Annotated in this window: 12 protein-coding genes and 1 tRNA gene; 11 read left to right on the plus strand and 2 right to left on the minus strand. The window is 39.0% G+C overall.

All coding sequences use genetic code 11. The features are described from left to right. Window positions 1-315: 315 nt before the first annotated feature. On the plus strand, window positions 316-1,506 hold the full coding sequence (locus NTX86_05535; protein ID MCX5922757.1) for an ATP-binding protein: 1,191 nt from the start codon (window positions 316-318) through the stop codon (window positions 1,504-1,506). A 29-nt stretch (window positions 1,507-1,535) separates the two neighbouring features. Here NTX86_05535 and ruvA read toward each other — a convergent pair whose 3' ends face one another. After that, window positions 1,536-2,135 carry a Holliday junction branch migration protein RuvA gene (gene ruvA / locus NTX86_05540; GenBank protein ID MCX5922758.1) on the minus strand — a complete coding sequence of 200 codons (600 nt, stop codon included), beginning with the start codon at window positions 2,133-2,135 and terminating at the stop codon, window positions 1,536-1,538. Window positions 2,136-2,401: 266 nt separating this feature from the next. On the opposite strand from ruvA, the gene NTX86_05545 reads away from it, so the two are divergent. The 6 genes from NTX86_05545 (at window position 2,402) to NTX86_05570 (ending at window position 7,803) form a co-directional block, all read left to right on the plus strand. Next, window positions 2,402-2,477: transfer RNA gene (locus NTX86_05545), tRNA-Gly, on the plus strand. Between the two features lie 165 nt (window positions 2,478-2,642). Then, a complete protein-coding gene (locus NTX86_05550) occupies window positions 2,643-3,266 on the plus strand; it encodes a hypothetical protein (protein ID MCX5922759.1) in 624 nt (207 codons plus the stop codon). After that, window positions 3,263-4,645, plus strand: a complete 1,383-nt coding sequence (gene mnmE, locus NTX86_05555) for a tRNA uridine-5-carboxymethylaminomethyl(34) synthesis GTPase MnmE (GenBank protein ID MCX5922760.1) — start codon at window positions 3,263-3,265, stop codon at window positions 4,643-4,645. Before NTX86_05550 ends, mnmE begins: the two co-directional genes overlap by 4 nt. 46 nt (window positions 4,646-4,691) lie before the next feature. Next, a complete protein-coding gene (locus NTX86_05560) occupies window positions 4,692-5,828 on the plus strand; it encodes a glycosyltransferase (GenBank protein MCX5922761.1) in 1,137 nt (378 codons plus the stop codon). 170 nt (window positions 5,829-5,998) lie between these two features. Further along, the gene (locus NTX86_05565) at window positions 5,999-7,141 is read left to right on the plus strand and encodes a glycosyltransferase (GenBank protein ID MCX5922762.1); all 1,143 of its coding nucleotides are present in this window, start codon (window positions 5,999-6,001) and stop codon (window positions 7,139-7,141) included. A 116-nt stretch (window positions 7,142-7,257) separates the two neighbouring features. Beyond that, the gene (locus NTX86_05570) at window positions 7,258-7,803 is read left to right on the plus strand and encodes a GNAT family N-acetyltransferase (protein MCX5922763.1); all 546 of its coding nucleotides are present in this window, start codon (window positions 7,258-7,260) and stop codon (window positions 7,801-7,803) included. Window positions 7,804-7,883: 80 nt separating this feature from the next. Here NTX86_05570 and NTX86_05575 read toward each other — a convergent pair whose 3' ends face one another. Continuing rightward, window positions 7,884-8,510 (minus strand): OmpA family protein, encoded by a 627-nt coding sequence (locus NTX86_05575; GenBank protein MCX5922764.1) that lies wholly within the window; start codon window positions 8,508-8,510, stop codon window positions 7,884-7,886. A gap of 202 nt (window positions 8,511-8,712) precedes the next feature. On the opposite strand from NTX86_05575, the gene NTX86_05580 reads away from it, so the two are divergent. The 4 genes from NTX86_05580 to NTX86_05595 all read left to right on the plus strand — a co-directional run bounded on the left by NTX86_05580 (window position 8,713) and on the right by NTX86_05595 (window position 12,875). Beyond that, entirely contained in the window at window positions 8,713-10,218 is a 1,506-nt protein-coding gene (locus tag NTX86_05580) for an Rne/Rng family ribonuclease (protein MCX5922765.1), read from the plus strand. An 89-nt stretch (window positions 10,219-10,307) separates the two neighbouring features. Further along, window positions 10,308-11,765, plus strand: a complete 1,458-nt coding sequence (gene gatB, locus NTX86_05585) for an Asp-tRNA(Asn)/Glu-tRNA(Gln) amidotransferase subunit GatB (protein MCX5922766.1) — start codon at window positions 10,308-10,310, stop codon at window positions 11,763-11,765. 99 nt (window positions 11,766-11,864) lie between these two features. Then, the gene (locus tag NTX86_05590) at window positions 11,865-12,401 is read left to right on the plus strand and encodes a YbhB/YbcL family Raf kinase inhibitor-like protein (GenBank protein MCX5922767.1); all 537 of its coding nucleotides are present in this window, start codon (window positions 11,865-11,867) and stop codon (window positions 12,399-12,401) included. A gap of 108 nt (window positions 12,402-12,509) precedes the next feature. Then, the gene (locus NTX86_05595) at window positions 12,510-12,875 is read left to right on the plus strand and encodes a hypothetical protein (GenBank protein MCX5922768.1); all 366 of its coding nucleotides are present in this window, start codon (window positions 12,510-12,512) and stop codon (window positions 12,873-12,875) included. The last annotated feature ends 13 nt before the right edge of the window (window positions 12,876-12,888 follow it).

Below are 12,888 nucleotides of genomic sequence, written 5' to 3' on the forward strand. Positions count from 1 at the left end.
ACCCTTCGACAAAGCTCAGGGATGTCGGCGGGTGGGTGCTATTGATTTCTGGAGAACATTGCTCATACAAGGCAGGGCCGTCCTTCCTGAGCTTTGTCGAAGGATAGCGGCACATAGACTCGCTTATTTAACCTTGAAAGCATACCAGTGCCAAGGATTTTCTCTATACTTTCTTTGTCCTCAAAAAAATCCCCCCCGATTAAAGCTATGCTAATTGAGTACTCAACTACTTAATTAGCACAATAAATCAATTGACCTTGCCTGAGTGATTATGCTAGTGTGGTAGTAGACTACTTAATTAGCATGGGAGAAACAATGATAAAAAGAGATTTAATAAATGCGTTATTACGTTTTACCAAATTTCCCGTAGTAGGAATTTTTGGCCCTCGCCAATCGGGTAAAACAACTCTAGCAAGAGATGTTTTTAAAAATCATAAATATCTCAACTTTGAAGATCCAGATACACAAGACTTTGCCACTACTGATCCACGTGGATTTTTAACAACGCATAGCAATGCACATGGCATTATTCTCGATGAATTTCAGTATGTGCCACAAATACTTTCTTACATACAACTTGAATCTGATGAAAAAAAAAGGCCCGGTTATTTTGTTTTGACCGGATCTCAAAACTTTTTAATGAACCAAGCCATTACGCAATCACTTGCTGGTAGAATTGGGATTTTAACGTTGCTTCCTCTGTCCTTGCATGAACTGAGCGACAGCACATTATTGCCGAACAATGTTAATGAAGCGCTCGTCAAGGGAAGCTATCCCAGAATGTATACTGATCCATTCACCCCTGATGAGTTTTATCCTTCCTACATTCATTCATATGTCGAACGGGATGTACGACAACTGGTTAATGTTGAAAACCTAAGAACTTTCAGAAAATTTATACAATTGTGCGCCGCTCGCGTTGGACAACTGCTGAATGTTTCTGATTTGGCAATGCATTGTGGCATAAATCAAAAAACAGTTAATCAATGGATTTCAATACTTGAAGCAAGTTACATTATGTACACGCTTATGCCCTATCATGAAAACTTTACTAAACGCGTTATAAAAACGCCAAAGTTATTCTTTTATGATACGGGAGTTGCATGTTCTCTTTTGGGCATCAAAACACCCGAAGAGCTGAATCTTAGTCCATGGAAAGGGCACTTATTTGAATGCATGATTGTTTCAGATTTCTACAAACAATTTTATAATACCGGCTCTAATCCATCACTTTATTTTTGGCGCGATAAAAATGGGTATATTGAAATAGATTGTATAGTTGAACATGCAACAAAGCCTGTTCCTATAGAAATTAAGTCAGTAGAAACAATGAGCTCTGACCTATTCAAGGGCTTAGGGAAATGGTACGAATTAACAGAAACTGACGCTAGCTCTGGCCATCTGGTATACGGCGGCGACCTTACACAAAAGAGAGCTCATGGCGCTATAGTAAGCTGGAAAAAATCCGGCTCATTAATCGATACCATAATAAAACCTACAACCTAGTTCTCACAAAACCCGGCTAAAAACTTTCTCTATGTTTTCTTTGCCAAAAATGACAATGCCTTACGCATCATTTGGTCAAAAGGAACAGTAACTTCAGTAGTCGACTCACGCAAGTGACGCATCGCAGCAGAAATTTCTGGACGAGAATAATGCAGCGACTCAAGAACTTCTTGAAGGTTTTGCCAATCGGTAACCTGCGCTGAACCGGCAATCTTCATTCCCTTGTCAAGCAACTTAGCGACCTTATGTTTAAGTTGCACAATCATTTGCTCAGCCTTTTTAGGTCCAATGCCACTCACCTTGCTCAATCCTCGCTCATCACCCGACTGTACGATTTCTATAAACCGCTCTGCTCCCAAAGAACCTAAAGCAGCTAGCCCAATTTTAGGGCCTATGCCCGAGCAGTCAATAATGAGCAGGAACACAGCTTTTTCAAGCTCGGTACTGAACCCAAAGAGAGACGGCCCTTGCTCTTGATTCCAATGCATATAGGCATGAAGCTGTGCCGCTTGACCAACCTGAAACAGTGACTCATGAGGCACTTGAACCTGCAAACCTATGCCGCCCACTTCTACTACAACCGCTTGTTCTTGAATATTTTTTATAGTACCACTTATAGATGTAATCATCGTTTGTACTCCTTTATGTATATAAATAAATTTGCGAAGGGAATGCCCTTCAAGTTCGCTCGCAAAGCTCGCTACCTTCAGGGAAGACGGCGGGATGAGCTGGTTGTTCTCATAAAACTAATGAACCCAAAATTGAATCCTTTGAGCATAATACAACAAATCCAAAAAGGAAAAATAACCCGCCATCAACCCCTTTTTGCCATATTTTATTGACAAACTCTATTCTTGTGCTACATTTCTAATCATTACACCATGCGTGTAGTTTTGCGGGAATAGCTCAATTGGTAGAGCGTTGCCTTGCCAAGGCAAAGGTTGCGGGTTCGAGTCCCGTTTCCCGCTCCAAAAAATTCATTGAGTTGGGTTTAAGGTTAAACCTATACATTCCCTCAATACATGATATACAGTAATTATTATTATTTTGTTGGAGCCTATTCCTCAAGAAGGTCAGCTCCTTGTACCAATATATTGTTTGATGACTATATCAAACGACAGAGAAAGGTTATCCCTATGAAATCAATTATGGAAGAAGCATCATCAATTGCCAAAGCAATAGAAAAAGGCTGGGCTCGCGCAGGAAAACCTCAAGAGTTTACGGTCAAAGTATTTGAAGAAGCTGAAAAAAACTTCATCGGTCTTACCACCAAACCAGCAAAAATAGGGCTCTTTTTTCAAGAGCAACCAACCTATCAAACAAACAATAAGCCTTCATTCAAAGAACGCCCACAACAACAACCACAATCGCAGCCGCAAGCAAGAAAACCGCAGCCACAAAGGCCGCAACCTTCTCAATTTTCGCAACCAGCTCAACCACAAGTCAGAGAAGATCAACCATTTGCTGATAAACAAGCAAAGAAACACCCTACATCTTCACCTTGGAATGATGAATTAGTTGCAGCTGCACAAGAATGGGTTAAGGACTCGTTACGCATATTAAACCTTGAAAACATTCAGTTTACGGTAGAAGTTGACCGCTATGCGCTTAAATTAAACTTCGCTGGACAAATCACTCAAGGTGGCGAGAAAGAAAAAACATTATTCCGTAGCTGGGCATACTTAATTATGCAAGCCTTGCGCCAAAAATTCAAACGTCCTCTCAAAGGCTTAAAAGTAATCTTGATGAGCAATGCATGATCTTGAGTCATGATGACCAAGTGATTATAGCGCAATGTACACCAAACGGATCTGGTGCGATTGCGCTTTTACGCATTTCTGGCACCCACGCTATTTCTGTCGCCTCAAAAATCAGTAAGCTTGCCTCCGGCAAATCATTACTATCGCTCCCTACGCACACCGTGCATTTTGGCTTTATTATTGACGCTCAGGGCAATCATATTGACCAAGTAATGTTTACCATTATGCAAGGGCCAAAAACGTTTACCGGTCAAGATGTTGTAGAAATAACCTGCCACAACAATCCATTTATTATTCAAGAAATTATAGATCAAGCACTCGCTCACGGAGCACGCCTTGCACAAGCAGGTGAGTTTACTAAGCGCGCTGTACTTAATGATAAAATTGACCTTATCCAGGCAGAAGCAATCAATGAATTGATTCATGCCAACACTCAAATGGCTCTCAAAAAATCGCTTGCACAACTTGAAGGTAGTTTTTCCAGCTGGATTTTCGCTATCGAAAAAACTTTAATTAAAGCACTCGCGTTTTCAGAAGCAAGCTTTGAATTTATTGATGAAGAGATGACATTTTCTAATCAGATTAAACAAATGATTAGCTCAACACTACAGACTATCACCGTAATAAAAAAAACATTTGACCAGCAATTGCATATTCGACAAGGTGTCCGCATTGCTATCATTGGATCGGTGAATGCTGGAAAATCTTCACTCTTTAATGCTTTACTTCACAAAGAACGCGCTATTGTTACCAACATTGCAGGCACAACACGTGATGTTATTGAAGCTGGTGTTTATAAAGATAATTCTTATTGGACACTTATCGACACAGCAGGACTGCGGCAAACCAATGATATTATTGAAAAAGAAGGCATTAAGCGATCTGGCCAAGAGGCGCAACTCGCTGATATTATTCTCTTAGTTTTTGATGGATCACGAACCATAAGTGGCGATGAGCAGATCGTCTACAAAGAGTTGTTGGAAAAATATCAACACAAAACTATTATCATACAAAATAAAGCCGATTTGCCTGCTCATTACAATGAATTAATCGCTCAGCTATCTGGCGTCATAGCATTATCAAGCAATGATGCAATTGCTGTTGCCAAGGTCGAAGAAAAAATTTCCTCAACAATAACTGCTTTGCTAGAAAAAAACGAGTCGCCATTTTTACTCAACAAGCGGCATTACAATTTGCTCATTGATCTTGAAAAGCGCTTACTAGAAATAGACAGCATGTTATTACATGAATCGCCGGCATATGAATTATTGTCTTATCACCTCAATGACGCATTGGCATTCCTTTGTGAATTAACAGGAAAAACTATTAGCGAACAAGGTATGGATGCAGTTTTTAGAGAATTTTGCGTTGGAAAATAAATAATAAACAAGATATTAAAAATTAAAGATTATTAGGGCATTGGCAATGAAAAAAATTGTTATCTTTAGTTCTTATGGCGGCGGTGGCCATACTGCAGTTGCAAATGCTTTAACCGGCTATTTAAGTAATGAATATGAAATAGTCGTCACCAATGTTTTTAGCCAGGTACTTGGATCTCTTGACCCTATTAAAACATTTTCTTTTGGAAAAGGTTCAGGGGAAGATGTATACAACTACTTCATGCCACTCAAATGGTATGGCTTTCTTAATTTTTACTACTCCCTTGGCGCAATTTTCTTTAATTTGCGCCGCACAAAAGTTAAAAAATTATTAAAAACCTACATTCAAGAGCAAAAACCGGACATTATTATCTCGGTGATTCCCATAATCAATAACAGTATTTTATGTGTTGCCCAAGAACTCAACATTCCTTTTTTACTTATACCTACTGACTTAGATATTACCACTTTCCTTGAAGGCATCAAAAGCCCAGCCTACGAAAAATTTAAAATAGCTCTAGCTTTTGAAGACGAAGAAGCCCGTGCAAGACTTTCCCAAGCAAAAATAGAAGAAAAAACAACACACATTACTGGATTTGTAGTCCGTCCCGATTTTTTTGAGCCCAAAAATCGCTCATTACTCAAAAGGGAATTTAAATTAGAAGAAGATAAGCCCACTGTGCTGCTCTTGCTTGGCGCTGTAGGATTACAATCCTTATATTCATTTACACAAGAACTGGGAAAGCTTTCTTTTCCCGTTAACCTCATAATCTGCACCGGTAGGCAAGTTGAAATTAAAAATAAAATTGATGCTTTGCGGTTCCCTAACCATATCACTAAAGTCACTGTAGGTTTTACCCACCGCATCTCTGATTTAATGGCAATGGCAGACATTCTTATTACTAAATCTGGATCCGTTAGTGTCTGCGAATCAATATATACTGAGCTACCAATGATTCTGGATGCTACCACAAAAATACTAGCCTGGGAACAAGCAAATCATCGCTTTGTACAACGTCACAAACTTGGTACTTCGGTAATGAAAGAAAACAACTTAGCAACTCTTGTCACCCAACTATTAAAAAATTCTGCCATCTTTGCATCGTACCAAAACAATCTCGCCTTGTTGCAAAAAAAGCATGGCGGCAACCAAGTAAAAAATCTTATTAAATCAATGCTCTAGCATTCTACTCCACCACTATGTCATGCTATAAAAAATGGATGAGTTATTGAACTAGCCCCACACACGGCTAAAAAGCCGTGGTTTAGGGGACCCCTGGAAAAAGGGCTTTAGCCCATAATCACAGTCTTGAAAAAACGTAAGGTTTTCTGGGGATAAAACAATGGTGGGTTATGAAAAAAATAATAATTTTTACTTCTACTGGTGGAGGCGGCCACACTGCCGTTTCAAATGCTTTAAAAAAGTACCTAGATGATACATATACCATAGAAATCAACGATGTGTTTAACGATGTTCTAGGGCCACTTGATCTTACCAACTATCTTACTGGTGGAAGATTAACCTATGTGGGTATCTATAATTATTACACCGCCAAAAAATGGTATCGCTTCCTTAACTTTATGTTTAAGCCTGCTGCTTGGTTCTTTAACACCATTGCGCGAACTAAAATACACACGCTCCTCAAAAACTACTTTACGCAAACAAAGCCCGATCTTATTATTTCCGTTGCGCCACTGGTTAACAGCTTTATTCTTGATGTTGCACAACAAAAAAACATTCCTTTTCTTCTGGTTCCCACGGATCTTGATCTCGACACCTTTATCATCAACATAAAAAAACCAACCTATAAAAAATTTAAGATTGCTTTGCCTTTTGATGATGCACAAGAAAAGAACGAGCTTGCTCAAGCAAAAATTCCGTCTTCCATGTATGACATTACAGGATTTGTAGTAGGGCCAGAATTTTTTGAACCAAAAGATAAAGATGCTATCAAAAATCAGTATAAAATCACAAAAGACAAACCTGTCATTCTTGTAATATTGGGATCTCTTGGCTCGCAAGCACTTTATGAATTTGCGCAACAACTCGCACAACTTTCATTTCCTGCTCATCTTATTCTGTGTTTGGGCAAAGAAGCGCTTTCAAAAGAAGCTGTTCAATCTATCACGTTTCCCAAGTATATAACGGTATCGATGATAGCATTTACCGATCGAGTCTCAGATCTCATGGCAATAGCCGATCTTCTTATTACAAAATCTGGATCAGTAAGTGTGAATGAAGCAATCTATATGAATCTACCAATGATATTAGATGCAACATCATCCATTCTCACCTGGGAAGCATATAATCATGATTTTATAAAAAAACATGGGTTTGGCACCAATATCACCGATTTTACTCAATTGACACAACTGGTAACTTATATACTTATGCCTCCTGCAACTCAACTAGGTTTATATAAAAATAATCTCGTTATCTTTGAAAAAAAACATGGTGGCGATGAAATCAAAAAACTCATTAAAGCTATAATTTAAAGTTCAGGTGCAAAACCTGTTTATTTGCTATAATGAACCTTAATAAGTACTTATTGCTCTCTAATTTCACCACAAAAAAATACAAATCGATCACTTTAGGTTAAAGGACCAATTGCATGGAGCATATATTAAAAACAATCACTCTCGCTCCCGACACCAATCTCGTTATTTCTAGACCGAGCGTTGACGACGCCGCTGCCATTATTGAATTTCTCAATATGGTGGGTGGGGAAACAGATTTTTTAACCTTTGGACTCAATGGTTTTCCACTTTCTCTGGCAGAAGAACAACAAACGATTGTAGAAAGTTTGGAATTTAATATTTGCTTGATGCTTGTTGGTAGGGTCAATGGTGAAATTGCCTCGCAGTTGTTTCTGCAACGCTCCAAAGATGTTCCTTTGACTTCGATTGGCGATATTGGGATTTCAGTCAGTAAAAAATACTGGGGCTTATCTATAGGGCGCCATATGATAATGACGGCCATAGAATGGGCAAAAACTAACAATCTCACAAAATTGCAGCTTCAAGTAAGTTCAAATAATGAGCGAGCAATTGGCTTATATAAAAAATTAGGCTTCATTATTGAAAACACCGTCACACAAGATATCATGAAAATTAATGACACTCCATGCGACGACTACATTATGGGCTTAGAATTGTAATCAGAGAAAACCAAAACAAAAAATAGGGCAATGAGATAAAACTCATTGCCCTATTTATATAATCTCTAAAAAGTTAGAAATTAACCAACCATTACGCGAACTTCATCACGTCTGTTTGGCCATTGTTCTTTTCTGTCACCAGTAACTGGTTTGCCATTAAGCATCGCTGGAACTTCTTTTCCGCGACCAATAATCTTAATGTTTTCTTTTGGAATACCTTTTACTACCAATGCATCACGAAGAACCGCAGCACGTTTTTCTGATAGCGCAAGGTTATAGGTAGCTGAACCAGCTGAATGGTCAGCGTGGCCATCAATGTAAACTAATGGATCTACGCCACGTTTTTCTGACTCTTCCATTGATTTCTTAATTTCATTAACGTTGTGAGCAACGCTATTTTTTTGATCATCTTTAATGTTGTAACGATCAAAGTCAAAGTATACTACCTTGAATTGTTTTTGTTCTGCATCTTCCCAAGTGAAATCACCAGCTTTAGGGGTTGAAGCATCAATTTTTGTTGCAATGCCATCAACTAAAGCAAATTCGCCCAACTCTTCATCAAAAAAGCTGCTGATGCTACCATCTGCTGTTGGTATATCAATGCTTGATGATACTTGAGATTTGTTTTTTGCTTTTGACTTATTCTTTTGGCAACCAGACACGCTTAGTAATAAAATTACTAGAAATAATGACCCTGTGTTCTTCATAGCTTCCTCTGCATCATCAGTAGACTTTGTTATCAATATAGTTCATATCAACAGCACTTTATCACATTTTTAGTCATTTTTCTACTCATTATACATTATATTTTGTATAATAAAGACAAGACAACCTAATATAAGCTACACGAATGTCTCGATTTGTAAAAATTGATGGGACTATAAAAATGAAAATTACCAACGGAAATTAATGAAAAAAATATTAATTAATAATAACCCCTGGCAAACGCGTATAGCAATAACCAAGGATGAAGCGCTACAAAACATTTACTTTTCAGCGCATGCAACTGAGAACCTTGAGCGCATATTTTTCAAGGGCATTATTACCAAAGTACTGCCAGGAATTCAAACCGCTTTTGTAGAAATTGGCCAAGATCGCGCAGGATTTCTCCATATTTCAGAGATTGATCGCGAACTAGCAATAGAAAAGATCAGTAAACACATTCAAATGGATGATGGCGAAAGAGTAGAGCGCCCATCAAGCAGGCAACCGCTTGATATCAGCAAAATTTTACGTGAAGGCGACCCTATCCTAGTCCAAGTCAGCAAAGAACCGGTCTATGAAAAAGGAGCAAAGTTAACCACCTGCTTTACCCTTCCAGGACGTTTTGCTGTATTGATGCCTAATATTCCACGCATCGGTGTTTCTAAAAAGATTGAAGACCGCGAAGAACGCAACAGACTCAAAGACATCGTCAAAAATCATTTGCCTGACACCATGGGTGCGATTATTCGTACCACATCAGAAAATCGCAACGCAACAGAAATTGGTAAAGATCTTGACTTCTTGATCCAGACATGGAACGACATTCAAAAGAAATTCGAGACCGCTGAACCTAAAGAAAAATTGCACGAAGACCTTGATCTTACCCTGCAAGTGGTCCGTGATAACCTCGACGATGATGTTGAATTTGTTATTGCCGACACCAAACTAGACCAAAATGCCATCTATAAATTTGTAAAAAACATAGCACCTGAATACTCCCATAAAGTAAAAATTTATGATGGCGCTATGCCTTTATTTGAGCATTTTAATATCGAAAAACAAATTGAAGCAGTACTCAATAAAAAAGTAGAACTGAAATCTGGCGGCTCACTCATTATTGAATCAACAGAAGCTATGACCGTTGTTGACGTTAACACCGGCAAGTTTGTTGGCAAAAGCAACATGGAAGAAACCATATTTAAAACCAACCTTGAGGCTGCTGAAGAAGTTGTACGCCAACTTCGCTTGCGCAACATTGGTGGTTTGATTGTTATTGATTTTATCGACATGGCGATATCGGGCAACCGACAAAAGCTGTTCAAGTTTTTTGAGAAGAACCTTAAAGAACAAGATAAATTCCAATCAGTTGTACTCAAAGTTTCTGAGTTTGGCCTTGTGCAAATGACGCGTAAGCGCTCAGGAAAAACATTGGTACAAGAGTTGACTCATGATTGTCCTACCTGCAAAGGTTCTGGATTTATTAAGTCGCTGCAAACTGAATGCTATTGGATCCTCAGAAAGGTTAAAGAATTCCTTCAAGCTCAAAAGCCGCAAGAGATTACGTTGACCGTAAATTCTGATATGTTTACCTATATCAGCAATACTGAATACAATGCAATTCTGTATCTTGAAAAAAACTTTACCTGCAAAATTGCAATCCAGGATGACAAGAAACTTGCACTTTCTCAGTACAAAATCGAAAAAAAATGATACAGTAACTTAGATTCGATCTAAGCAATCTTTAAAATACCATCTCCCCTCTCAGTAGGCACAGTGGTACTAGTAAAAAGGCATATACCGTGGCAAAAACCGCATCTGTTCTCGACCGTTATCCAGAGTACGAAGTTAATATCGGCATGGAAGTCCATACCCAATTAACCACCAAAACTAAAATATTTTGTACATGCGCCAATGAAGTGGTCAAAGACCCAAACACTAATATTTGCCAAATCTGCGCTGGACATCCTGGTGTGTTGCCCGTACTCAATAAACAAGTTCTTGATTATGCGATTCTCGCCGGACTCGCAACAAACAGTACCATCGCAAGCGTATGCCAATTTGCCCGTAAACATTACTTTTATCCTGACTTGCCTAAAGGGTACCAAACCACACAAAGCGACCAGCCTATTTGCTCTGAAGGATATATTACTATTCGTTTGGAAGATGGCACCGATAAAAAAATACGGGTGACGCGCATTCACATGGAAGAAGATGCGGGTAAAAACATTCACGCTTCAAGCAGCGAAAGCTTTGTCGATTTAAACCGAGCTGGCACGCCACTTTTGGAAACAGTAAGTTATCCTGACCTTTCTAGCGCACAAGAAGTTAAATCATACTTAAAAGCATGGCGCTCAACAGTACTTTATTTAGACATCTGTTCTGGCAATATGGAAGATGGCGCATTTAGAGCCGACACCAATATTTCCGTGCGCAAAAAAGGCGCGGCACAACTAGGCACTAAGGTTGAACTTAAGAATATTAACTCGTTCAAATTTATTGGCGATGCTATTGAGCATGAAATCGAACGTCAAATTGAATTGCTAGAAAATGGTGGACGCGTTCGCCAAGAAACCAGATTATGGGACAGCAAAGCAAAAGAAACCGTTCTTATGCGTAGCAAAGAAGAAGCCGCTGACTATCGCTACTTCCAAGATCCTGATTTGCCATTAATTGCTATCGATTCAGCATGGATTGACCGCATGAAGCAAACCATGCCAGAACTCCCTGCTCAAAAATTTGAACGCCTAGTCAAAGATAGAGGCCTTACAACCTACGAAGCTGACATTATCGTTGACGATTTAGCTCTCGCTAATTATTACGAAAAAGCAGCAGAAAAATCTTCCAGCAAGCAAATTGTGCACTGGATTTTGCGTGACGTTATTGGCTACCTCAATGAGTACAAACTTACCTTGAATGAATTTAAAGTCACTCCTGAAAAGTTGGCTGAAATCATTGAACTTGTTGAGCAAGGTAAAATCAACAACACTGCTGCTAAAGAAGTATTCGCTCTTGTTGCCCAAACAGGTGCCAATCCAAGCCACATAGTCAAAGAAAAAGGCCTGGAACAAATCGGTTCATCTGAAGAGTTAGAAAAAATCGTTAAAGAAATTATCGATACTAATCCTCAGGTTGTTACTGATTATAAATCAGGCAAAGAAAGACTTTTTGGATTCTTTGTTGGGCAAGCCATGGCAAAAACACAAGGCAAGGGTAACCCTAAAATCCTACAAGAGTTGATCAAAAAATACTTGCAATAATTCAGCCATTTATTTAATCCCAGAAAGTCTCCCTTGACTATCGCCTATCTATCCATGCTAGTATTTGGCATGAGAGAATGACGAAAGATGGGAAAAATTATGAAATGGTATTATGGATTTTTGTTGGTATATTTTTGTCTCAACCAATCATTAGTAGGTGGAACAATGAAATTAACAAGTGCTGACTTTAAGCATAGTGAACAAATTCCTACACGCTTTACCTGCGAAGGCGAAAATATTTCGCCCAATCTATTTTGGACAGGCGCTCCATCAAAAATGGAGACGTTCGTAGTCATCGTAGAAGATCCAGATGCCCCAAGTGCAAAGAACCCAAATAAAGATGCATGGGTTCATTGGGTTGCATTTAATATTCCTCACACGGTACACAGACTTGATGTTGGCGCTGCTATTCACGCACTCGGCGGCAAAGAAGGCATCAATGACTCAAAAAATAAAAAATATGATGGCCCTTGTCCACCAGCCGGCTCGGGGCCTCACCGCTACTTTTTCAGACTCTATGCGCTGAATGTGACACTCTCCCTTCATGCCGGTGCAACAAAGCAAGAAGTTGTGGACGCGATGAAGCATCATATAATCGCCCAAGGGGAACTTATTGGCACCTACGAAATAAAATAGTAACATTTCATTGATTACTATGTTTGAAAGTCATAGCTTCTAAAAGATATGAGGCCCACATATTTCTTTAGGTCAGAAATATGTGGGCCCTTAATGAAGGAAGATCTCATGTTGCTCAAATATGCCCACCTTATCCTACTCGGCACTCTTCCTCTCTATAGCATGCAAGAAACAAAAAACCAGGAAACAGAATCTGATGTCTCTATATATATCCCCATACATAGCCAAGGCGACATAACAACTATTATATCTGTCACACTAACCAAATCGAGCGTGGTTGAAGACATAAAAAAAAAGTGGGCCGCAACACAAAAAATCTCAAAAGAAGATTGTGTAAAAATACAACTCACCTACCCCGTTAAAGACCGTCACTTGGTAGAACCATTGCCGAATAACATGCTCCTGACAAAAGTTTATGCAGAAAGTGCAATGGCATTGACCGTAAAAGGATTGCGAGCGTATCTAGAAGAATAACAGCACTCAAATT

It is taken from the genome of Candidatus Dependentiae bacterium, assembly GCA_026389015.1.
Classification (GTDB): Bacteria; Babelota; Babeliae; order Babelales; family Vermiphilaceae; genus JAPLIR01.

Excerpts from the sequence above, each read along its gene's own strand:
- NTX86_05535 (MCX5922757.1), top strand. The coding sequence starts at position 316 with ATGATAAAAAGAGATTTAATAAATGCGTTATTACGTTTTACCAAATTT.
- ruvA (MCX5922758.1), bottom strand. The coding sequence starts at position 2,135 with ATGATTACATCTATAAGTGGTACTATAAAAAATATTCAAGAACAAGCG.
- NTX86_05550 (MCX5922759.1), top strand. The coding sequence starts at position 2,643 with ATGAAATCAATTATGGAAGAAGCATCATCAATTGCCAAAGCAATAGAA.
- mnmE (MCX5922760.1), top strand. The coding sequence starts at position 3,263 with ATGATCTTGAGTCATGATGACCAAGTGATTATAGCGCAATGTACACCA.
- NTX86_05560 (MCX5922761.1), top strand. The coding sequence starts at position 4,692 with ATGAAAAAAATTGTTATCTTTAGTTCTTATGGCGGCGGTGGCCATACT.
- NTX86_05565 (MCX5922762.1), top strand. The coding sequence starts at position 5,999 with ATGAAAAAAATAATAATTTTTACTTCTACTGGTGGAGGCGGCCACACT.
- NTX86_05570 (MCX5922763.1), top strand. The coding sequence starts at position 7,258 with ATGGAGCATATATTAAAAACAATCACTCTCGCTCCCGACACCAATCTC.
- NTX86_05575 (MCX5922764.1), bottom strand. The coding sequence starts at position 8,510 with ATGAAGAACACAGGGTCATTATTTCTAGTAATTTTATTACTAAGCGTG.
- NTX86_05580 (MCX5922765.1), top strand. The coding sequence starts at position 8,713 with ATGAAAAAAATATTAATTAATAATAACCCCTGGCAAACGCGTATAGCA.
- NTX86_05590 (MCX5922767.1), top strand. The coding sequence starts at position 11,865 with ATGAAATGGTATTATGGATTTTTGTTGGTATATTTTTGTCTCAACCAA.
- NTX86_05595 (MCX5922768.1), top strand. The coding sequence starts at position 12,510 with ATGTTGCTCAAATATGCCCACCTTATCCTACTCGGCACTCTTCCTCTC.